Origin of the sequence: Enterobacter sp. EC_50 (assembly GCF_019584525.1) — a bacterium.
GTDB classification, from domain to species: Bacteria; Pseudomonadota; Gammaproteobacteria; order Enterobacterales; family Enterobacteriaceae; genus Enterobacter; species Enterobacter roggenkampii.
The window spans coordinates 44,866-66,784 of record NZ_VDAF01000004.1; the positions used below are offsets into that span (position 1 = coordinate 44,866).

Consider the following 21,919-nt stretch of genomic DNA (forward strand, 5'->3'; position numbering starts at 1 on the left):
TCTTAATGCTTTGAATTTGGCGTTTCGATGCGGTCGAGAAACAGCGTGGCGGCAAGCAGGTCGGCAGCGCCGCCCGGTGAGGCGTTGAGCGCCAGCATCTGACGGTCTAACCTCGCCAGCGCCTGCTGGCCCGCAGGCGTTGCGCTGCCGCCGGCATTCAGCACCGCACGGGCGCCGTCCTGCATAGCATCAAGCCCTTCCATTCCGGCACGTGACAGCACGCAGGTGTCGGTGAGTGAGGTCATGATGGCCATCAGCGCGTCGAGCCTGGCGTGCGTTTCGCTGCTGCCGTTGAGGCGGCTCAGACGAAGCTGCGGCAGCGCGCGCTGCATAACGTGCGGGAACGCCTGCTGCGCCTCTTCACGCGCGCCCGGCACGCGGTAACGATGCGTGGCGCGCAGGCCTTTACTGAACACCTTCGGCGCCGCGTCGTCCGGCAGTCTCGCCAGCTGTGCGGCGGTGCGGGCGACGTCTTGCGCCCTGGCATCACCGCCGAGCATCGCCACCGCGCTGACCAGCAGCCCCAGCGCCCAAATCGCGCCGCGATGGGTGTTTACGCCACCGGTTGCGGCCATCATCTGCTGCTCGCCTTCGCGACCGAGTCGCCCGACGGTTTGCCGAAGTGCGATATCTGCCGGGCGCTGCCAGCTTTGCAGCGCCAGTGCCTGAAACGTGGAGGTCAGGCTGTGCGCGGAGCACTCCATCAGCGCAAGGGATAAATCGTGGTGCGCGCCGTTCCCCCGACTGTCCACCAGACCGGGTTTCGGGCTTAAACGTGCTTCGTCAATCAGACACTGCGTGGCGGTTCGCGCCAGCCATTCGGCACCGCCTTCAACCTGAATCTGGGGGAGAAGTTTCATTACCAGCTCCGGAATTTCGCAGGTGGGTTATAGAGACCGCCGGACCATTCCACGAGATCAGACACGCTGCCTGCCGCCAGCAGAGAGCGGGTGGCATCAGTGCGGCGAATCCCCATATCTTCCGGATAGAGCACCTTGCCGCTCTGACGCAGTTCCGCCACGCGTTTGGCATCCACGCCCAGACCGATGTCGGTGATCCCCGCGACGGCGGCGACCATGGCGCGACGCTCTTCCAGATCTTTCGCCCGATAGAGGTAGGCAATCCCCTCTTCCGTCAGCACGTGGGTGACGTCATCGCCGTAGATCATCACCGGCGCCAGCGGCATACCGGAGGCTTTCGCCACGTCAACGGCATCGAGTTTTTCCACGAAGGTCGGCTTCACGCCCGCCTGGAAGGTTTCCACCATCTGCACGACGAGTTTTTTGCCGCGCTGCATTGGGTCAGGTTCGGTGATCATGTTCAGCCAGGCTGGCGTGGCGTGGCGACGACCGTGCGGGTCGTGACCCATGTTTGGCGCACCGCCGAAGCCGGACAGACGACCACGGGTCACGGTTGAGGAGTTGGCGTAGCCGTCCACCTGCAGCGTAGAGCCGATGAACATATCCACCGCGTACTGACCTGCCAGCTGGCAGAACGCGCGGTTGGAGCGCATGGAGCCGTCGGCACCGGTAAAGAAGACGTCCGGACGCGCGCGGATGTACTCTTCCATCCCCAGCTCGCCGCCGAAGCAGTGCACGCTCTCGACCCAGCCGCTTTCAATAGCCGGGATCAGCGTCGGATGCGGGTTCAGCGTCCAGTGTTTACAGATTTTGCCTTTAAGGCCGAGCTGTTCACCGTAGGTAGGCAGCAGCAGCTCAATCGCCGCAGTGTTAAAGCCGATCCCGTGGTTCAGGGACTGCACCTGGTGTTCCGCATAAATACCCTTGATGGCCATCATCGCCATCAGGATGTGTTCCTGTTTAATCAGGCGCGGGTCGCGGGTAAACAGCGGTTCGATAAAGAACGGCTTATCGGCCACCACCACAAAGTCAATCCACGAACCCGGAATGTCCACGCGCGGCAGGTCACACTCGTCATCCACCAGCTCGTTCACCTGCGCGATGACGATGCCGTCATGGAACGCGGCGGCTTCCACCAGCGCCGGGGTATCTTCGGTGCTCGCCCCGGTATAGAGGTTGCCTTTGCGGTCAGCTTTAAAGCCAGCAATCAGCGCCACGTTGGGCGACAGGTCGACGTAGAGACGGGAGTAGAGTTCGATGTAGGTGTGAATCGCGCCGATTTCGAGCTGACCATCCTCCAGCAGTTGGGAGATGCGCAGGCTCTGCGTCCCGGAGAAGGAGAAATCCAGCTTGCGGGCGATGCCTTTCTCAAAGATATCCAAATGTTCGCTACGGCCAACGCTCGGCATGATCATATGCAGGTCGTGGACGATCTGCGGGTTCACTTCGGCCAGCGAGCGGGAAAGGAAATCGGCCTGCTTCTGGTTGTTACCTTCCAGCACGACCTTGTCGCCTGGCGCGATCAGTTTTTCCAGCATGGCGACGAGATCGCCGGTTGGCAGTACCTTGCCCTGCACCGGTACGGAGGCCAGACGACGCGCTTTTTCGCTGCGTCGCGTGTTCCATTGCCGGGTGGGTGTTTGCCCAGATAACATTATTAACCTCCTGATTCAGCTAATCATTTTGATTTGCTTAACGTTGAGTAGAGTGTGCGCTCTGGTGAGAAAGGCATCAATTAAGCGTAGAGCTGAATCATTAGCCTGAGAGTAATAATCAAGGTAAATATTTGTGATCGGGATCAGTTCATGTTTCGGAAAACCAGGCTAAACGGGGTACAATTCGGAAAGTATCGTTAATTTCCGACAAGAATCAGCATCGCGCTTATGACCCAAATCATTCCATCAGGCTTCGAGATTGCAGCCGAAGACAGCACTGAGTTCGTGCCTATGCGCGGCGTCGCCAATCGCCATTTGCAGACCATGCTGCCGCGACTGATCCGCCGCAAGGTTCAGTTCACCCCACACTGGCAGCGGCTAGATCTGCCAGACGGTGACTTTCTGGATCTCGCCTGGAGCGAAGCGCCGGATCAGGCTCGACATAAGCCGCGGCTGGTGGTTTTTCACGGTCTGGAAGGCAGCCTGCACAGCCCGTATGCGCACGGGCTCATTGAGGCGGCCAAAGCGCGCGGCTGGCTCGGCGTGGTGATGCATTTTCGCGGCTGCAGCGGCGAGCCGAACCGGCAGAAGCGTATCTATCACTCGGGTGAAACCGAAGACGGCACGTGGTTTTTACACTGGCTGCGGGACAACTATGGCACCGTGCCCACCGCGGCCGTAGGCTACTCGCTGGGCGGAAATATGCTGGCCTGCCTGTTAGCTAAAGAAGGGGAAAGCGTCCCGCTGGATGCCGCCGTCATCGTCTCCGCCCCGTTCATGCTGGAGCAGTGCAGCTACCACATGGACAAAGGCTTTTCCCGCGTCTATCAGCGCTACCTGCTCAACCTGCTGAAGGCCAACGCGGCGCGTAAGCTGAAGGCCTACCCGGACACCCTCCCGGTAAGCCTGCGCCAGCTGAAAAAAGTGCGCCGCATACGCGAATTCGACGATCTGATCACCGCGAAAATTCACGGTTTCGCCGATGCGATTGACTATTATCGTCAATGCAGCGCCATGCCGCTGCTCAGCAAGATCACGCTGCCAACGCTGATCATTCACGCCAAAGATGACCCTTTTATGGATCATCACTCGATTCCCGCTCAGGAATTCCTGCCCGACAATGTTCACTATCAGTTGACCGAGCACGGCGGCCACGTCGGGTTTATCGGCGGCACGCTGCGCCGCCCGAAAATGTGGCTTGAGGCGCGTATTCCTGACTGGCTAACCCCTTATCTGGACGGTGCAACATGATTATTCCCTGGCAGGATCTGGCTCCCGAAACGCTCGATAATCTGATTGAAAGCTTTGTATTACGCGAAGGCACCGATTATGGTGAACAGGAACGCTCGCTTGAGCAAAAGGTCAACGATGTAAAGCGCCAGCTGAAAAGCGGCGACGTGGTGCTGGTGTGGTCAGAACTGCATGAGACGGTCAATATCATGCCCCGCAACGCGTTTCACGGCTGATCTTCCACCCTTTTCAGTCAGGGAGTTGCTATGTCTGCCAGACATCCGGTTATTGCCGTTACGGGGTCGAGTGGTGCGGGAACCACCACCACCAGCCTCGCATTTCGCAAGATTTTCGCCCAGCTGAATCTCCGTGCGGCGGAGGTCGAAGGCGACAGCTTTCACCGCTACACGCGCCCGGAGATGGACATGGCCATCCGTAAGGCGCGCGATCTGGGTAAACACATCAGCTACTTCGGTCCGGAAGCCAATGACTTCGGCCTGCTGGAACAAACCTTTATTGAGTACGGCCAGAGCGGTAAAGGGCAGTCCCGCAAGTATCTGCATACCTATGATGAAGCCGTTCCCTGGAATCAGGTGCCTGGCACCTTTACCCCCTGGCAGCCCCTGCCGGAACCTACCGACGTGCTGTTCTACGAAGGATTACACGGCGGCGTGGTCACGCCGCAGCACGACGTGGCGCGCCACGTGGATCTGCTGGTTGGCGTGGTGCCTATCGTTAACCTGGAGTGGATCCAGAAGCTGACGCGTGACATGAGCGAGCGCGGCCACTCGCGCGAAGCAGTGATGGATTCGGTGGTGCGCTCCATGGAAGACTACATCAACTTCCTGACGCCGCAGTTTTCCCGCACCCATATCAACTTCCAGCGCGTGCCGACGGTGGACACCTCCAACCCGTTCGCGGCCAAAAGTATCCCATCCCTGGATGAGAGCTTTGTGGTGATCCATTTCCGCAATCTCGAAGGCATTGACTACCCCTGGCTGCTGGCGATGCTGCAGGGCTCGTTTATTTCTCACATGAATACATTAGTCGTACCGGGCGGAAAAATGGGGCTGGCGATGGAGCTCATCATGACGCCGCTGGTGGAGCGACTGATGGAAGGGAAACAGATCGCGTGAGTTTTTAGCACGGTGGCGCTGCGCTTACCGGGCCTACGGTCGTGCTTTTGTAGGGCGGGTCAGCGAAGCGCCACCCGCCAAAACATTAAGCCTCGATCACTTCATACGAATGGGTGATTTTTACCGCTTTCTCCAGCATTAACGCCACAGAGCAGTACTTCTCCGCAGACAGGTCCACCGCACGTGAAACCGCCGCGTCTTTCAGTTCTTTACCGGTGACCACAAAGTGCAGATTGATGTGGGTGAACAGGCGTGGCGCCTCTTCGCGGCGTTCTGACGTGAGTTTGACCTCACAATCCGTCACGTCATGACGGCCTTTTTGCAGAATCGACACCACGTCAATGGCGCTGCATCCCCCTGCCGCCATCAGCACCATTTCCATTGGGCTGGGCGCTTTATCGCCGGAGTTACCATCCATCAAAATCTGATGCCCTGACGCGGACTCGCCCAGGAACGTTAAACCTTCAACCCACTTCACGCGCGCTTGCATATTCTTAAACTCCAACGTTGCATTTTTGGTGACAGATTACGCGTGCGTTACATTTCTCGCAATGGAAGGCGACCTGCATCATGCTGAAGCGAGACACCAGGAGACACGCGGCGAAAGCTATGCTAAAACACTCAGGATGCTACAGTAATACATTGACGTTACACATGTATGCAGAGGACATCAAACTTTACTGGCTGCGAAACGTTACGGTAGCCGACTTCCCAGGGTATGGGTAAGAATTCGATTGCAACCCCAGAGTCCGGATGCATCTGATGACTCTGGTGACAGCTTATAACAGAGGATAACAGCGCATGGTGCTTGGCAAACCGCAAACAGACCCGACTCTCGAATGGTTCTTGTCTCATTGCCACATTCATAAGTACCCATCAAAGAGCACGCTGATTCACCAGGGTGAAAAAGCGGAAACGTTGTATTACATCGTTAAAGGCTCGGTGGCAGTGCTGATCAAAGATGAAGAAGGGAAAGAGATGATCCTTTCTTATCTGAACCAGGGCGATTTCATCGGTGAACTGGGCCTGTTTGAAGAGGGCCAGGAACGTAGCGCCTGGGTTCGTGCAAAGACAGCATGTGAAGTGGCTGAAATTTCTTACAAGAAGTTCCGTCAGCTGATTCAGGTTAACCCTGACATTCTGATGCGTCTCTCTTCCCAGATGGCGCGCCGTCTGCAGGTCACCTCAGAGAAAGTGGGCAACCTCGCCTTCCTGGACGTGACGGGCCGCATCGCACAAACTCTGCTGAACCTGGCGAAACAGCCAGACGCCATGACCCATCCGGACGGCATGCAAATTAAAATTACCCGTCAGGAAATTGGTCAGATCGTCGGTTGCTCCCGTGAAACAGTGGGCCGTATCCTGAAAATGCTGGAAGATCAAAACCTGATCTCCGCCCACGGTAAAACCATCGTGGTTTACGGAACGCGTTAATTCCGCTTAAACGGCGTGCCATCGCAAGGTGTCACGCCGTTTTTGTCTCTACTCCTCATGTGGCGCAGGCTGATCTATCACCCGGAAGTTAACTACGCACTGCGACAAACGCTGGTGTTGTGTCTACCCGTGGCCATCGGCCTGATCCTCGGACACCTTCAGCAAGGCCTGCTCTTTTCCCTCGTGCCCGCCTGCTGCAACATTGCTGGCCTGGACACACCGCATAAGCGCTTTTTCAAACGTCTGATCGTGGGCGGCTGCCTGTTTGCTGGCTGTAGCCTTGCCGTACAGCTTTTACTGGCCCGGGATATCCCGCTGCCGCTGATCCTGACGGTGCTGGCGATGACGCTCGGCGTCACGGCGGAAATCAGCTCGCTGCACGCCCGCCTGCTTCCCGCCTCGCTGATTGCGGCCATCTTCACGCTGAGCCTCGCCGGGAATATGCCGGTGTGGGAGCCGCTACTGATCTACGCGCTGGGGACACTGTGGTACGGGCTGTTTAACTGGTTCTGGTTCTGGCTGTGGCGGGAACAGCCGCTGCGCGAATCCCTGAGCCTGCTCTATGTGCAGTTGGCGGAATACTGCGAAGCCAAATACACCCTGCTCACCCAGCATACCGATCCGGAAAAAGCCTTACCGCCGCTGCTGACGCGCCAGCAGAAGGTGGTGGATCTGATAAGCCAGTGCTATCAGCAGCTGCATATGCTCGCCGCCAACAAGAACCACGAATACAAACGGCTGCTGCGCACCTTCCAGGTAGGCCTGGATCTGCAGGAGCATATCTCCGTTAGCCTGCACCACCCGCAGGAGGTGCAAAAGCTGGTTGAGCGCAGCCACGCCGAAGCGGTGATCCGCTGGAACGCGCAGACCGTCTCGGCACGCCTGCGCGTGCTGGCTGACGATATTCTCTACCACCGCTATCCCACGCGCTTTAATATGGAAAAACAGCTCGGCGCGCTGGAGAAAATCGCCCGTCAGCATCCGGATAACCCGGTCGGCCAGTTTGCCGCCTGGCACTTCAGCCGCATCGCCCGCGTGCTGCGCACCCAGCGCCCGCTTTATCCCCGCGACCTGATGGCGGATAAGCAAAAACGGCTTCCCCTGTTGCCCGCGCTCAAAAGCTATCTGTCTCTCAAATCGTCCGCCCTGCGCAATGCCGCACGAATTAGCGTGATGCTCAGTATCGCCAGCCTGATGGGCATGGCGCTGCATCTGCCGAAGCCCTACTGGATCTTAATGACCGTGCTGTTCGTCACCCAGAACGGCTACGGCGCCACGCGGGTGCGTATTCTGCACCGGGCGGGCGGCACCATGGCCGGGCTGATCATTGCAGGCGTAACGCTGCACTTCCACGTGCCGGAAGGCTATACCCTGGCAGGCATGCTGGCGATCACGCTGGTGAGCTACCTGATTATCCGCAAAAATTACGGCTGGGCGATGGTGGGCTTTACGGTGACGGCGGTATACACCCTGCAGCTGCTTACGCTGAACGGCGAACAGTTTATTATCGCCAGGCTGATTGATACCCTGATCGGCTGCCTGATTGCCTTCGGCGGCATGGTCTGGCTGTGGCCGCAGTGGCAGAGCGGGCTGCTCAGGCAGAACGCCCACGACGCGCTGGAGGCCGACCAGCAGGCCATTCGCCTCATCCTGAGCGACGACCCGCAGCCCTCCCCGCTGGCGTATCAACGCATGAAGGTCAACCAGGCGCATAACGCCCTCTTTAACTCGCTGAATCAGGCGATGCAAGAGCCGGGCTTTAATTCTCATTATCTGGCGGACATGAAGCTGTGGGTGACGCACAGCCAGTTTATCGTCGAGCACATTAACGCCATGACGACGCTGGCGCGCGAGCATACGATGCTGACGCCGGATCTGGCGCAGCGCTACCTGCAGTCGTGTGAAATTGCGTTGCAGCGCTGCCAGCAGCGTCTGGAGTATGACTCACCGGGCGAGTCGGGGGATTTAAATATTCTGGAAGCGCCGGAGACGTTAACCCATGGGCCAATGAGCACCCTGGAGCAACACTTGCAGCGCGTGCTGGGGCACCTGAACACCATGCACACCATTTCGTCGGTGGCATGGCGTCAGCGTCCGCATCATGGGGTTTGGTTAACGCGCCGGTTGAAACGAACCGAATATTAGCCTTTAACGATCTTTGCAACCGCCGCGGCAAAGCGGGTTAAGCCGTCTTCGATGTCTTTGTCTTCCACCACCAGCGACGGCGCAAAGCGCATCACGTCCGGCCCGGCGTTGAGCACCATCACCCCTTCGCGAGCGGCGGCGTGCAGGAAGTCGCGCGCGCGGCCCTTGTACTGCGGCTTCAGCTCGGCGCCAATCAGCAGCCCCATCCCGCGGATCTCGCTGAACACGTCGTACTGCTCGTCAATCTGCTTCAGGTGCTTCACAAACAGCTCGCGCTTCGCGCTAACGCCGTTTAGCACCTCTGGCGTGTTGATGATGTCGAACGCGGCCCCCGCCACGGCGCTCGCCAGCGGGTTACCGCCGTAGGTAGAGCCGTGAGAACCGACGTGGAACGCGGAGGCGATCTCCTGCGTCGTCAGGACCGCACTTACCGGGAAACCGCCGCCGAGCGCTTTCGCGCTGGTCAAAATATCCGGCGTCACGCCGTAGTGCATATAGGCAAACAGGTCCCCGGTACGCCCCATCCCGCACTGCACTTCATCAAGCACCAGCAGCGCCTGATGCTCGTCGCACAGCGCGCGCAGCCCTTTCAGGAATTCCGGGGTTGCCGCGGTCACGCCGCCTTCCCCCTGAATAGGCTCGACCACAACCGCGCAGGTGTGGTCGTCCATCACCGCTTTCACCGCGTGCAGATCGTTAAACGGCACGTGGATGATGTCGGCCGGTTTCGGACCAAACCCGTCGGAATACTTCGGCTGGCCGCCAACGGAGACGGTAAAGAAGGAGCGCCCGTGGAAGGCATTGTGGAAGGCGATGATTTTGGTTTTGTACGGGCTGTGGCGCGTGGTCGCGTAGTAGCGCGCCAGCTTAAAGGCGGTTTCGTTGGCTTCGGTGCCGGAGTTCATAAACAGCACGCGCTCGGCAAACGTGGCATCAATGATCTTACGGCCCAGGCGCAGCGCCGGTTCGTTGGTGAACACGTTGCTGGTGTGCCACAGGGTTTCACCCTGGGTTTTCAGCGCCTCCACCAGCGCGGGATGGCAATGACCCAGCGCCGTGACCGCAATACCGCCCGCGAAATCCACATACTCCTTGCCCTGCTGATCCCAGACGCGGCTGCCTTTCCCCTTCACCGGGATAAATTCAGCCGGTGCATAAATCGGCAGAATCACTTCATCGAATGTCGCGCGGGTAATTGCTGGTTGTTCAGTTGCCATGTCATGCCCATCCATTTTATGTCACATTGATTGTGAAAATATAATCACAAAATATGCATAAAAAATCACAGCAAGGCAACAGATATTCAGCGATTAAGGAAATTTGCCAGCAGCGCGTGCCCCTGCTCGCTGAGGATGCTTTCCGGATGGAACTGCACGCCTTCGAGATCCCATTCGCGGTGACGAATCCCCATGATCTCCTGCGTATCGCTCCAGGCGGTCACCTCAAAGCCGTCGGGCAACGTCGACGGGTCAATGACCAGGGAATGGTAGCGCGTCACGGTTAACGGATTATTGAGCCCCGTGAACACTCCGGTGCCCGTGTGGGTGACCGGCGAGGTTTTACCGTGCATGACTTTGGCGGCGCGCACGATGGTGGCACCAAAGGCCTGGGCAATCGCCTGATGGCCCAGACAAACGCCGAGGATCGGCAGCTTGCCGGCATAGTGCTGGATAACCTCCAGCGAAATACCTGATTCCGACGGCGTGCAGGGGCCGGGTGAAATCACGATTTTCTGCGGAGCCAGCGTCTCGATATCGGCCAGGCCAATCTCGTCGTTACGTCGGACAACCACCTCTGCACCCAGTTCGCAAAAATACTGGTAAAGGTTCCAGGTGAAGGAATCGTAGTTATCAATCAGCAGAATCATGGCGGCTCCCGAAAAAAATGCCGCCCTATTCTACTCAGATTCCCGCGCTTCGCTCACTACTTTGGCAAAGATCGCATTTAGCGCGGTTAAATCTCCCGTTGCGCCGCTGCGGTTAGCGGACACCCACTCCTCGGGATCGATATCGCGCCAGTCCAGTGAATAGCCCGCATGGATCGCCAGCTGCTCAAAGAAAACGCGCTGAGCAATACCGTTACCACTCGAAAAAGGATGCAGCATGTTGATTTCACAATAATAATGGCTAATTTTTTCAATGAACGCCGCTTTCTCAAGGCCAGCCAGATACTTTTCGCTTTCCAGCGCCGCCATCAGTTCATTACCCATCTTTTCGATGTATTCGAAATGGCAGAAGGGAATATCACCTTTGAAAATATCGTCGGTCCGGAACTCACCTGCCCGCTTCATCTCTCTGCGGTAGAGATGGCGGTGAATAAGGCACAGATGGGGTAACCCGGGCGCGGAAGGCCCAAGCGCCAGGCTCTCAATGTCGGGATCCGATGGACCATTACCTTTCTCAAGGAGACAACTGGCCTGAAAGTTAACGCTACGCTGCTGCTCCCAGAGACGGGATTTTTGCTTGTCGGTGAGTTTTTTCACTTAACGCCTCCCTGAATAGTCCGTTTGCCACAAGTATAAGCAGCAAAACGCGCTTTCGCAGGGAGGGGTCACAACACGGGCTAACATCGCCCGCGTCGAAGAACGTTACGGCAGAACTTTTGCGGAGAGGATCACGACAGGTTTAGACGGCACATTCTGATACGGACCGACGTCATGGGTAGGCACCTGAGAAATCTTATCGGCCACATCCATCCCTTTCACGATTTTACCGAACACCGCATAGCCGAAGTCGCGCTGGCCGTGGTCGAGGAAGGCGTTATCCGCCACGTTGAGGAAGAACTGGCTGGTCGCGCTATCTTTGTCTGCGGTACGCGCCATAGAGATCGTGCCGCGCTTGTTCAGCAGGCCGTTGTCCGCTTCGTTTTTGATTGGCGGGTTCGGCTGTTTCTGCTGCATCTGCTCGTTGAAGCCGCCACCCTGGATCATGAAGCCCGGGATCACGCGGTGGAAGGTGGTGTTGTTATAGAAACCACTGTTCACATAGTCGAGGAAGTTTTTCACAGAAACCGGAGCTTTCTGGCTATTCAGTTCCAGCTCAATATTCCCGGCGGAGGTGGTCAGCAGAACGTGAGGGTCCCCTTTTGCTGCCAGCGCAGCAGGGGAAACGGCAGAAAGAGCAAACACAGCTGCGACAGCCGCCAGTGTTGATTTGAGCATGAGAATTCCTTAACAAAGCGCAGTATAAAAAGCGAATGGCTTGATTCTAAAGAGCAGTATGAACGTAGACCAGCCTTTTACCTAATTTTACGAAATTGAAACAATTATTACTGCGCAAACGATTGGTTAGACCGCCACTTAATGTGATTTAGATCACATTAAAACCTGCAATGACATAATCATTACCCTTAAAAGATAGGAATGGATCACTTTAGCGACTAAAATCTGCCCGCTCTCAGCGCCCCTTCGGCGCTTTTCTTTTTTTGAACAGGCCAGACATGACTAACAGCAATCGCATCAAGCTCACATGGATCAGCTTCTTCTCCTACGCCCTGACCGGCGCGTTGGTGATCGTCACCGGGATGGTGATGGGGAATATCGCAGACTACTTCCAGCTGCCCGTTTCCAGCATGAGTAACACCTTCACCTTCCTCAACGCAGGGATCCTGATCTCTATCTTCCTGAATGCCTGGCTGATGGAAATCGTGCCGCTGAAAACCCAGCTTCGCTTCGGCTTCGTGCTGATGGTTGCCGCCGTGGCGGGTCTGATGCTCAGCCACAGCATCGCCCTGTTCTCAGCCGCCATGTTCGTGCTCGGCCTGGTCAGCGGGATCACCATGTCGATCGGGACGTTCCTGATTACCCATATGTATGAAGGCCGCCAGCGCGGCGCGCGCCTGCTGTTTACCGACTCCTTCTTCAGCATGGCCGGAATGATCTTCCCGATGGTCGCTGCCGTTCTGCTGGCGCGCAGCATTGAGTGGTACTGGGTCTACGCCTGCATCGGTCTGGTCTACGTTGCAATTTTCATTCTGACCTTCGGCTGCGACTTCCCGGTTCTGGGTAAAAAAGCGCAAACCACGGCAGAGCCTGTGGCGAAAGAGAAATGGGGTATCGGCGTGCTGTTCCTCTCCATCGCCGCCCTGTGCTACATCCTGGGCCAGCTGGGCTTTATCTCCTGGGTACCGGAATATGCCAAAGGTCTGGGCATGAGCCTGAACGACGCGGGTAAACTGGTGAGCGATTTCTGGATGTCTTACATGTTCGGCATGTGGGCGTTTAGCTTCATCCTGCGCTTCTTCGACCTGCAGCGCATTCTGACCGTGCTGGCGGGCCTGGCGACCGTTCTGATGTATCTGTTCATCAACGGTTCGCCGGAGCATATGCCGTGGTTCATTCTGACCCTGGGCTTCTTCTCCAGCGCCATTTATACCTCGATCATCACACTGGGCTCCCTGCAGACCAAAGTGGCCTCGCCGAAGCTGGTTAACTTCGTTCTGACCTGCGGCACTATCGGCACCATGCTGACCTTCGTGGTGACGGGCCCGATCGTTGCCCACAGCGGCCCGCTGGCCGCGCTGCACACCGCGAACGGTCTGTACGCCGTGGTGTTCATCATGTGCTTCATCCTGGGCTTTGTGACCCGCCACCGCCAGCACAACGCGGCAGCGGCATCGCACTAAACCCTGCGCCCCTTTGCATTACGCAGAGGGGCTGTTTCTGGCGAAACTGACTTCTTCTCCTCCGGTATCCATCTGGATCCAGGTCTGCGCCAGCTGCGTAGTGGCAATAATCCGCCCCTGACGAATCGACCAGCGCACCGGCACCTGACAGCGCACCGCTTCAAACCCACTCTCCGCAGGCAGAATAATCAGGTTTGCCTGATTTCCCGTTTCAATACCGTAATCGCTCAGGCCAAAGGTGCGGGCGCTGTTATGAGTAATCAGGTTCAGGCCGCTGTCGATTTGCGGATAGCCCATCATCTGGCAGACGTGTAGCCCCATATGCAGCACCTGCAGCATGTTGCCGGTGCCGAGCGGGTACCACGGGTCGAAGACGTCGTCATGACCAAAGCAGACGTTAATACCCGCCTCCTGCAGCTCTTTCACGCGGGTGATGCCGCGACGCTTCGGATAGTCATCAAAGCGCCCCTGCAGGTGGATGTTGACCAGCGGGTTAGCGACGAAGTTAATCCCCGACATCTTCAGCAGACGGAAGAGCCGCGAGGTGTAAGCGCCGTTGTAGGCGTGCATGGCGGTGGTGTGGCTGGCCGTCACGCGCGGGCCGATGCCGGCCTCGTACGCCAGCGTGGCCACCGTCTCGACAAACCGCGACTGTTCGTCGTCAATTTCATCGCAGTGGATATCCAGCGGGCGGTCATACTTCTTCGCCAGCTCAAAAGCGATGTGCAGCGACTGGACGCCATATTCCCGGGTAAATTCGAAGTGCGGGATCGCCCCCACCACGTCGGCCCCCAGTTTTAACGCCTCTTCCAGCAGCGCCGCGCCGTTCGGGTAAGAGAGAATACCTTCCTGCGGAAACGCGACGATTTGCAGCGTTACCCACGGCGCCACCTCCTGCTTCACCTCCAGCATCGCCTTCAGGGCGGTGAGCGTCGGGTCAGAGACATCCACATGGGTGCGGACAAACTGAATGCCGTTAGCGATTTGCCACTTCAGCGTTTTCCAGGCGCGTGCTTTCACATCCTTATGGCTGAGCAGCGCCTTGCGCTCCGCCCAGCGTTCAATGCCTTCGAACAGCGTGCCGGACTGGTTCCAGTTCGGCTCCCCCGCCGTCTGGGTGGTATCAAGATGAATATGCGGCTCGATGAACGGGGGAATAGCCAGCCCACCGCGCGCGTTCAGTACCTCATAACTTTCGGCGTGGGTATCGTCCATGGGGGTGATGTCACCAAAACGCCCGTTCTCGATGGTAAGTTGCCACAGCCCTTCCCGACCCGGTAAACGCACATTCTGAACAAGCCATAACGGTGATGTAGACATAACTTTCCCCTCATAAACGCAGCTGATATTCAGGCGTATCGATTTTTGCAAAACCGCCCCTGATTTGTACACAAATTCAACGAACACGAAAAGCCTGCGATTTCCGCCACTTATAAAAATCCTGACAAATCAGTCATATACCACCTAAGGAGTAGGCGAAGGCGTATTTGATTTGCATCAATAAGCGCCCCTGCTGAATCGTTAAGGTAGGCAATAATAGAAAAGAAATCGAGGCAATAATGAGCAAAGTCAGACTCGCTATCATCGGTAACGGCATGGTCGGCCACCGCTTTATTGAGGATCTTCTCGATAAAGCCGATGCTGAGCAGTTCGATATTACCGTGTTCTGTGAAGAACCCCGCAAGGCATACGACCGTGTGCACCTGTCTTCCTACTTCTCCCATCATACCGCCGAAGAGCTCTCTCTGGTGCGTGAAGGTTTCTACGAGAAGCATGGCGTAAAAGTGCTGGTGGGCGAACGCGCTATCACCATCAACCGTCAGGAAAAAGTGATCCACTCCAGCGCCGGCCGTACGGTTTTTTACGACAAGCTGATCATGGCAACGGGTTCGTATCCGTGGATCCCACCCATTAAAGGCTCGGAGACTCAGGATTGCTTCGTTTATCGCACGATTGAGGACCTCAACGCCATCGAATCCTGCGCGCGTCGAAGCAAACGCGGCGCGGTGGTCGGCGGCGGTCTGCTGGGTCTGGAAGCGGCTGGCGCGCTCAAAAACCTCGGTGTTGAAACCCACGTTATCGAATTTGCGCCAATGCTGATGGCCGAACAGCTCGACCACATGGGTGGCGATCAGCTGCGTCGTAAAATCGAAAGCATGGGCGTGAAGGTTCACACCAGCAAGAACACCAAAGAGATCGTTCAGGAAGGGACTGAAGCACGCAAAACCATGCGCTTTGCCGACGGCAGCGAGCTGGAAGTGGACTTCATCGTCTTCTCCACCGGCATCCGCCCGCGCGACAAGCTGGCGACCCAGTGCGGCCTGGCCGTCGCGCAGCGCGGCGGGATCATGATTAACGACACCTGCCAGACCTCCGATCCGGATATCTACGCCATCGGCGAATGCGCCAGCTGGAACAACCGCGTATACGGCCTGGTGGCGCCGGGCTACAAAATGGCGCAGGTCGCCGTGGATCATATCCTCGGTAGCGAAAACGCCTTCACCGGCGCAGACATGAGCGCCAAGCTGAAGCTGCTGGGCGTGGACGTAGGCGGTATTGGCGATGCGCATGGTCGCACGCCCGGCGCGCGCAGCTACGTCTATCTCGACGAAAGCAAAGAGGTCTACAAACGTCTCATCGTCAGCCAGGACAACAAAACCCTGCTCGGCGCGGTGCTGGTGGGCGACACCAGCGACTTCGGTAACCTGCTCCAGCTGGTGCTCAACGCCATCGAGCTGCCGGAAAACCCGGACGCGCTGATCCTCCCGGCGCACGCCTCCAGCGGTAAGCCGTCCATCGGCGTGGATAAACTGCCGGACAGCGCGCAGATTTGCTCCTGCTTCGACGTCACCAAAGGCATGCTGATCTCCGCGATCAACAAAGGGTGCCACACCGTTGCGGCGCTGAAAGCGGAAACCAAAGCCGGTACCGGCTGCGGCGGCTGTATTCCGCTGGTCACCCAGGTGCTGAACGCCGAGCTGGCGAAACAGGGCATCGAAGTGAACAACAACCTGTGCGAGCACTTCGCTTACTCTCGCCAGGAGCTGTACCATCTGATCCGCGTGGAAGGCATCAAGTCCTTCGACGAACTGCTGGAGAAACACGGCCAGGGTTACGGCTGTGAGGTGTGTAAACCGACCGTCGGCTCCCTGCTGGCCTCCTGCTGGAATGAGTACGTGCTCAAACCAGAACATACGCCGCTGCAGGACACCAACGATAACTTCCTAGCGAACATTCAGAAAGACGGTACTTACTCCGTCATTCCGCGTTCCGCCGGTGGTGAAATTACGCCGGAAGGGCTGGTCGCGGTGGGCCGTATCGCACGTGAATTTAACCTCTACACCAAAATTACCGGCTCCCAGCGTATCGGCCTGTTTGGTGCGCAGAAGGACGACCTGCCGGAAATCTGGCGTCAGCTGATTGAAGCGGGCTTCGAAACCGGCCACGCGTACGCCAAGGCGCTGCGCATGGCGAAAACCTGCGTGGGCAGCACCTGGTGCCGCTACGGCGTCGGCGACAGCGTGGGCTTCGGCGTTGAGCTGGAAAACCGCTACAAAGGCATCCGTACCCCGCACAAAATGAAGTTCGGCGTCTCCGGCTGTACCCGCGAATGTGCGGAAGCGCAGGGTAAAGACGTGGGTATTATTGCCACCGAGAAAGGCTGGAACCTGTATGTGTGCGGCAACGGCGGGATGAAACCGCGCCATGCGGACCTGCTGGCGGCGGATCTCGATCGCGACACGCTGATTCAGTATCTCGACCGCTTCATGATGTTCTACATCCGTACCGCCGATAAGCTGACCCGTACCGCCTCCTGGCTCGATAACCTCGAGGGCGGCATCGACTACCTGAAATCGGTCATTATCGACGACAAACTGGGCCTGAACGAACATCTGGAAGCAGAAATGGCGCGGCTGCGCGAGGCGGTGATCTGCGAGTGGACGGAAACCGTCAACACCCCGGCGGCGCAGACGCGCTTCAAACACTTTATCAACAGCACCCAGCGCGACCCGAACGTACAGGTTGTGCCGGAGCGCGAACAGCATCGTCCGGCGACGCCGTATGAACGTATTCCGGTCACGCTGGTGGAGGAAAACGCATGAGCCAGTGGGTAAACATCTGCAATATTAACGACATTCTCCCCGCCACCGGCGTCTGTGCGCTGCTGGGCAACGAGCAGGTGGCGATTTTCCGCCCTCGCCACGATGAACAGGTTTTTGCCATCAGCAATATTGACCCGTTCTTTGAGGCCAGCGTGCTCTCCCGCGGCCTGATTGCCGAGCACCAGGGGGAACTGTGGGTCGCCAGCCCGTTGAAAAAGCAGCGTTTCCGCTTAACCGACGGACTCTGCATGGAAGATGAAAGCTTCTCGGTCAAACACTACGACGTCCGCGTGAAGGACGGCGAGGTGCAGCTGAAAGCGTAACCCCTCGCCTTTTCAATAGGAAAGGCTTATGACCCCTTATGGGTAACGGCAGGAAAAACCGTATGTTCTGTACGATTCCTGCTGTTATCCTGACGTCAATTCTTCCCCCGCCATGAATGCTGTGAGGTAACGTCGTGGATCACCTGCCGATTTTTTGTCAATTACGCAACCGCGACTGCCTGCTCGTGGGCGGCGGCGACGTGGCCGAGCGCAAAGCGCGCCTGCTGTTAGAGGCTGGCGCCCGCCTGACCGTGAATGCCCTGTCCTTCGCCCCCCAGTTTGAGGTTTGGGCCCAGGAAGGGATGCTTACGCTGGAACAGGGTGCGTTTAATGAATCCCTGCTGGACACCTGCTGGCTGACCATTGCCGCGACGGATGACGATGAAGTGAACCAGCGCGTGAGCGACGCCTGCGAAGCGCGCCGTATCTTCTGCAACGTGGTGGATGCGCCGAAAGAGGCCAGCTTTATCATGCCGTCGATTATCGACCGCTCGCCGCTGATGATTGCGGTCTCGTCCGGGGGACGTTCGCCGGTTCTCGCGCGTCTGCTGCGGGAAAAACTGGAAGCCCTGTTGCCTCAACACCTTGGCCAGATTGCGCATTATGCCGGTCAGCTGCGTTCACGCGTGAAGCAAACCTTCGCGACCGTGGGCGAGCGCCGTCGCTTCTGGGAAAAATTCTTTGTGAACGACAGGCTGGCGCAGTCGCTGGCGAATCAGGACACCAAAGCCGTTGAAGAGACGACCGAGCAGTTGCTAAGCGAACCGCTGGACCATCGCGGCGAAGTAGTGCTGGTGGGCGCAGGCCCCGGAGATGCGGGTTTGCTGACGCTGAAAGGGCTACAGCAGATCCAGCAGGCGGATATCGTGGTGTACGACCGTCTGGTCTCCGATGACATCATGAACCTGGTGCGCCGCGACGCCGACCGCGTTTTCGTGGGCAAGCGCGCGGGCTACCACTGCGTGCCGCAGGAGGAGATTAACCAGATCCTGCTGCACGAAGCGCAAAAGGGAAAACGCGTGGTCCGCCTGAAGGGGGGCGATCCGTTTATCTTTGGACGCGGCGGCGAGGAGCTGGAAACCCTGTGCGACGCGGGTATTCCGTTCTCCGTGGTGCCCGGCATTACGGCGGCGTCCGGCTGTTCAGCGTACTCTGGCATTCCGCTGACCCACCGCGACTACGCTCAGAGCGTGCGTCTGGTGACGGGCCACCTGAAGACCGGCAGCGAGCTGGACTGGCATAACCTGGCCGCCGAAAAGCAGACGCTGGTGTTCTACATGGGGCTAAACCAGGCCGCCACGATTCAGGCGAAGCTGCTGGAGCACGGTATGAATGCGGATATGCCCGTCGCGCTGGTCGAAAACGGCACCGCCATTACGCAGCGCGTGGTGGATGGCGTGCTGACGCAGTTAGGCGAGCTGGCGCAGCAGGTCGAAAGCCCGGCGCTGATCGTGGTGGGCCGCGTGGTTGAACTGCGCGACAGGCTGAACTGGTTCTCCAATCACTAACGCATATTCCTCCTCCCCGGAGTAGTCCTTAAGCGGACTACTCCCCTCTTACCGCTACCGATAACATACCGCCCCGAAGTGGAACTTTTCCCTTTATTCCCTTGAGTTACATCCAATTTTCGTTTTAAAGACAAGGAATGCGTATGTTCAAACTGGCAAAGGCCGCCGTTCTGGTTGGCCTGTTATCGACTCTGACGGCCTGCACCGGTCACGTTCAAAACACCAAAAATAACTGCAGCTACGATTACCTGCTGCACCCGGCGATCTCCATTTCGAAGATCATCGGTGGTTGCGGCCCGGCGGCACAGCAGTAAGCGTTATACAGGCGTAAAAAAACCGGGATGTCCCGGTTTTTTTGTTGATGCGGAGCGTTTTTTTGTCGGGTGGCGCTGACGCTTACCCGACCTACACGGTCCCGTAGGCCGGGTAAGGCGAAGCCGCCACCCGGCACAGCGGCTTAAGGTTTCGCCACAAACCCAATCGCTTCATACACCGCTTTCAGGGTTTCGGACGCGCGCGCGCTGGCTTTTTCCGCGCCCTCTTTCATCACTTTCTGCAGGAACGCTTCGTCGTTACGGTAGCGGTGATAACGCTCCTGCAGCTCGGTCAGCATGCCGGAAACGGCATCTGCCACTTCGCCTTTAAGGTGGCCGTACATCTTGCCTTCGAAGTGTTTTTCCAGCTCAGGGATGCTCTGGCCGGTGACGCCCGAGAGGATATCCAGCAGGTTGGAGACGCCCGCTTTGTTCTGCACGTCGTAACGCACGACTGGCGGCTCGTCGGAGTCGGTCACGGCACGCTTGAGTTTTTTCACCACCGATTTCGGATCTTCCAGCAGGCCGATAACGTTGTTGCGGTTATCGTCAGACTTGGACATCTTCTTGGTCGGCTCCAGCAGCGACATCACGCGTGCACCGGACTTCGGAATAAATGGCTCTGGTACTTTAAACACATCGCCGTAGATCGCGTTAAAGCGCTGGGCGATATCGCGGCTCAGCTCCAGGTGCTGCTTCTGATCTTCGCCCACAGGGACCTGGTTTGTCTGGTACAGCAGAATGTCTGCCGCCATCAGCACCGGATAGTCAAACAGGCCGGCGTTGATGTTTTCAGAGTAGCGCGCGGATTTATCCTTGAACTGCGTCATGCGGCTCAGCTCGCCGAAATAGGTGTAGCAGTTCAGCGCCCAGCCCAGCTGCGCGTGCTCCGGCACGTGAGACTGAACGAAGATGGTGCTCTTCTCCGGATCGATGCCGCAGGCCAGATACAGCGCCAGGGTGTCCAGCGTGGCTTTGCGCAGCTTCTCAGGATCCTGACGGGCGGTAATCGCATGGAGATCGACGATGCAGTAAATGCAATGGTAGTCATCCTGCATGCTGACCCACTGACGTAACGCGCCCATGTAGTTACCAATGGTCAATTCACCTGAAGGCTGTGCGCCACTAAAAACGATGGGCTTAGTCATTGTTCAATTCCTGATGTTCACTGTGCGAAAGCCCGAGTGCGGGCAACAAATCTTTGAAGTGGTCGAAAACGACGTCCGGCTCACTCAGCGTAATGGCCTCACCGTAGTTGTAGCCATAGGTTAACCCCACGGAAGGACACCCGGCCGCGCGGGCAGCCAGAATATCATTGCGGGAATCGCCGACAAAGAGCAGCTCCGCAGGCGTTAAGGATAATTTTCCTGCCACCAGCAGCAGCGGTTCCGGATGGGGCTTTTTGTTCTGCACGTCGTCGCCGCCCACAATCACGGAGAAATACTTCGCGATATTGAGCGCTTCCAGCAGCGGTGCGACAAACGGCGTGGGTTTGTTGGTCACCAGACCCAGCGGGATGCCCTTCGCGTGCAGCGCGCTCAGCGTTTCCTGAACGTCCGGGAACAGGAAGCTGCCCTCCTCGACGGTCTCTTCATAGAAACGATCGAACAGTTTGCGCAGAATACGCAGCTGCTCTTCCTGCGGGATGTCCGCGTGATCGACGCTCGGTTTACCCTGGGCGGAACGCTGCGACGCACGCTCCTGACGCGCCCACGTCAACGCGCGCGCCATCAGAACATCGGCGCCGTTGCCAATCCACGTGACGACGCGCTCTTCACCCGCAACGGGGAGTTCAAGTGCATACAGCGCCTGGTCGACGGCGCTCGTTAAGCCCGGCGCGCTGTCAACCAGCGTGCCGTCGAGGTCGAATGCCACACCCCGAATAGCCTGTAATTTATCCATGACTTACCTTCGCCAGCTCGCGGCGCATTTCATCAATGACTTTTTTATAATCCGGTTGGTCGAAAATGGCTGAACCAGCAACGAACATATCCGCGCCTGCCGCCGCAATTTCACCAATGTTATTCACTTTCACGCCGCCGTCTACTTCCAGACGAATGTCGTAGCCTGACTCGTCGATACGACGGCGGACTTCACGCAGCTTATCCAGCGTGTGAGGAATGAATGACTGGCCGCCAAAACCGGGGTTAACGGACATCAGCAGGATCACGTCCAGCTTGTCCATGACATAGTCGAGATAGCTCAGCGGCGTGGCCGGGTTAAACACCAGACCCGCTTTACAGCCGTTCTCTTTGATCAGCTGCAGCGTGCGATCCACATGTTCAGAGGCTTCCGGATGGAAGGTGATGATGCTGGCACCCGCCGCGGCGAAGTCAGGCACGATGCGATCAACCGGTTTCACCATCAGGTGAACGTCGATCGGGGCGGTAATGCCATAGTTACGCAGCGCCTTGAGCACCATCGGACCGATGGTCAGGTTAGGAACGTAGTGGTTATCCATCACGTCGAAATGGACGACATCCGCGCCAGCCGCCAGTGCGTTGGCGGTATCTTCACCCAGGCGGGCAAAATCGGCCGACAGAATTGAGGGAGCAATCAAAAACTGTTTCATCCGCTTCTCCTTGAAA

At 57.7% G+C, this 21,919-nt stretch carries 21 protein-coding genes; 10 read left to right on the forward strand and 11 right to left on the reverse strand.

What is annotated here, in order from left to right; genetic code table 11:
• Positions 1 to 2 precede the first annotated feature (2 nt).
• Positions 3 to 860, reverse strand: coding sequence for a triphosphoribosyl-dephospho-CoA synthase (locus FHC48_RS04845; RefSeq protein ID WP_021242211.1), 858 nt, complete (start codon positions 858 to 860; stop codon positions 3 to 5).
• A complete protein-coding gene (gene mdcA / locus FHC48_RS04850; RefSeq protein WP_021242210.1) occupies positions 860 to 2,515 on the reverse strand; it encodes a malonate decarboxylase subunit alpha in 1,656 nt (551 codons plus the stop codon). The genes FHC48_RS04845 and mdcA overlap by 1 nt, the downstream gene beginning before the upstream one ends.
• A 228-nt stretch (positions 2,516 to 2,743) precedes the next feature.
• Here mdcA and FHC48_RS04855 point away from each other — a divergent pair, with 228 nt between their 5' ends.
• Genes FHC48_RS04855 through FHC48_RS04865 form a run of 3 tightly spaced genes read left to right on the forward strand, consistent with a single transcriptional unit; the run spans position 2,744 to position 4,881 of the window.
• Positions 2,744 to 3,766 (forward strand): hydrolase, encoded by a 1,023-nt coding sequence (locus FHC48_RS04855; protein WP_059363968.1) that lies wholly within the window; start codon positions 2,744 to 2,746, stop codon positions 3,764 to 3,766.
• Positions 3,763 to 3,981, forward strand: a complete 219-nt coding sequence (locus FHC48_RS04860) for a YheU family protein (RefSeq protein WP_008503016.1) — start codon at positions 3,763 to 3,765, stop codon at positions 3,979 to 3,981. Before FHC48_RS04855 ends, FHC48_RS04860 begins: the two co-directional genes overlap by 4 nt.
• Before the next feature lie 30 nt (positions 3,982 to 4,011).
• Positions 4,012 to 4,881: a phosphoribulokinase gene (locus FHC48_RS04865; RefSeq protein WP_008503017.1), complete on the forward strand. Its 870-nt coding sequence runs from the start codon at positions 4,012 to 4,014 to the stop codon at positions 4,879 to 4,881.
• A gap of 85 nt (positions 4,882 to 4,966) precedes the next feature.
• Here the strand turns inward: FHC48_RS04865 and FHC48_RS04870 are convergent, their stop codons facing one another.
• Entirely contained in the window at positions 4,967 to 5,371 is a 405-nt protein-coding gene (locus tag FHC48_RS04870; protein WP_008503018.1) for an OsmC family protein, read from the reverse strand.
• 311 nt (positions 5,372 to 5,682) lie between these two features.
• Here FHC48_RS04870 and crp point away from each other — a divergent pair, with 311 nt between their 5' ends.
• Together crp and FHC48_RS04880 are read left to right on the forward strand one after the other, a co-directional pair.
• Positions 5,683 to 6,315 (forward strand): cAMP-activated global transcriptional regulator CRP, encoded by a 633-nt coding sequence (gene crp, locus FHC48_RS04875; protein ID WP_000242758.1) that lies wholly within the window; start codon positions 5,683 to 5,685, stop codon positions 6,313 to 6,315.
• A 57-nt stretch (positions 6,316 to 6,372) separates the two neighbouring features.
• Entirely contained in the window at positions 6,373 to 8,460 is a 2,088-nt protein-coding gene (locus tag FHC48_RS04880) for a YccS/YhfK family putative transporter (protein ID WP_021242208.1), read from the forward strand.
• Here the strand turns inward: FHC48_RS04880 and FHC48_RS04885 are convergent.
• The 4 genes from FHC48_RS04885 to ppiA all read right to left on the reverse strand — a co-directional run bounded on the left by FHC48_RS04885 (position 8,457) and on the right by ppiA (position 11,620).
• Entirely contained in the window at positions 8,457 to 9,677 is a 1,221-nt protein-coding gene (locus FHC48_RS04885; protein ID WP_220420512.1) for an aspartate aminotransferase family protein, read from the reverse strand. The genes FHC48_RS04880 and FHC48_RS04885 overlap by 4 nt on opposite strands.
• A gap of 86 nt (positions 9,678 to 9,763) precedes the next feature.
• A complete protein-coding gene (gene pabA / locus FHC48_RS04890; protein WP_059363970.1) occupies positions 9,764 to 10,327 on the reverse strand; it encodes an aminodeoxychorismate synthase component 2 in 564 nt (187 codons plus the stop codon).
• Positions 10,328 to 10,357: 30 nt separating this feature from the next.
• Complete coding sequence (locus FHC48_RS04895; RefSeq protein WP_039267150.1) at positions 10,358 to 10,942, reverse strand: putative adenosine monophosphate-protein transferase Fic; 585 nt, start codon at positions 10,940 to 10,942, stop codon at positions 10,358 to 10,360.
• 105 nt (positions 10,943 to 11,047) lie between these two features.
• Positions 11,048 to 11,620 carry a peptidylprolyl isomerase A gene (gene ppiA, locus FHC48_RS04900; protein WP_014885514.1) on the reverse strand — a complete coding sequence of 191 codons (573 nt, stop codon included), beginning with the start codon at positions 11,618 to 11,620 and terminating at the stop codon, positions 11,048 to 11,050.
• Positions 11,621 to 11,898: 278 nt separating this feature from the next.
• Between ppiA and tsgA the strand changes: the two genes are divergently transcribed.
• Entirely contained in the window at positions 11,899 to 13,083 is a 1,185-nt protein-coding gene (gene tsgA / locus FHC48_RS04905; protein WP_023326220.1) for an MFS transporter TsgA, read from the forward strand.
• Between the two features lie 18 nt (positions 13,084 to 13,101).
• Here the strand turns inward: tsgA and FHC48_RS04910 are convergent, their stop codons facing one another.
• Complete coding sequence (locus FHC48_RS04910) at positions 13,102 to 14,403, reverse strand: cytosine deaminase (protein ID WP_059363986.1); 1,302 nt, start codon at positions 14,401 to 14,403, stop codon at positions 13,102 to 13,104.
• A gap of 239 nt (positions 14,404 to 14,642) precedes the next feature.
• On the opposite strand from FHC48_RS04910, the gene nirB reads away from it, so the two are divergent.
• The 4 genes from nirB to FHC48_RS04930 all read left to right on the forward strand — a co-directional run bounded on the left by nirB (position 14,643) and on the right by FHC48_RS04930 (position 19,331).
• Positions 14,643 to 17,186 carry a nitrite reductase large subunit NirB gene (nirB, locus tag FHC48_RS04915; RefSeq protein WP_059363972.1) on the forward strand — a complete coding sequence of 848 codons (2,544 nt, stop codon included), beginning with the start codon at positions 14,643 to 14,645 and terminating at the stop codon, positions 17,184 to 17,186.
• Positions 17,183 to 17,509: a nitrite reductase small subunit NirD gene (gene nirD, locus FHC48_RS04920; RefSeq protein ID WP_008503027.1), complete on the forward strand. Its 327-nt coding sequence runs from the start codon at positions 17,183 to 17,185 to the stop codon at positions 17,507 to 17,509. Before nirB ends, nirD begins: the two co-directional genes overlap by 4 nt.
• A gap of 134 nt (positions 17,510 to 17,643) precedes the next feature.
• Positions 17,644 to 19,017, forward strand: a complete 1,374-nt coding sequence (gene cysG, locus FHC48_RS04925) for a siroheme synthase CysG (RefSeq protein WP_059363973.1) — start codon at positions 17,644 to 17,646, stop codon at positions 19,015 to 19,017.
• Between the two features lie 143 nt (positions 19,018 to 19,160).
• The gene (locus FHC48_RS04930; RefSeq protein ID WP_008503029.1) at positions 19,161 to 19,331 is read left to right on the forward strand and encodes a YhfL family protein; all 171 of its coding nucleotides are present in this window, start codon (positions 19,161 to 19,163) and stop codon (positions 19,329 to 19,331) included.
• Between the two features lie 143 nt (positions 19,332 to 19,474).
• Here FHC48_RS04930 and trpS read toward each other — a convergent pair whose 3' ends face one another.
• From trpS to rpe, 3 genes are read right to left on the reverse strand one after another with little or no spacing between them, the layout of a single operon-like run.
• Complete coding sequence (gene trpS / locus FHC48_RS04935) at positions 19,475 to 20,479, reverse strand: tryptophan--tRNA ligase (protein ID WP_024907925.1); 1,005 nt, start codon at positions 20,477 to 20,479, stop codon at positions 19,475 to 19,477.
• Complete coding sequence (gene gph, locus FHC48_RS04940; protein WP_023326223.1) at positions 20,472 to 21,233, reverse strand: phosphoglycolate phosphatase; 762 nt, start codon at positions 21,231 to 21,233, stop codon at positions 20,472 to 20,474. The genes trpS and gph overlap by 8 nt, the downstream gene beginning before the upstream one ends.
• Positions 21,226 to 21,903 (reverse strand): ribulose-phosphate 3-epimerase, encoded by a 678-nt coding sequence (rpe, locus tag FHC48_RS04945; RefSeq protein ID WP_008503032.1) that lies wholly within the window; start codon positions 21,901 to 21,903, stop codon positions 21,226 to 21,228. The genes gph and rpe overlap by 8 nt, the downstream gene beginning before the upstream one ends.
• Positions 21,904 to 21,919: the final 16 nt, after the last annotated feature.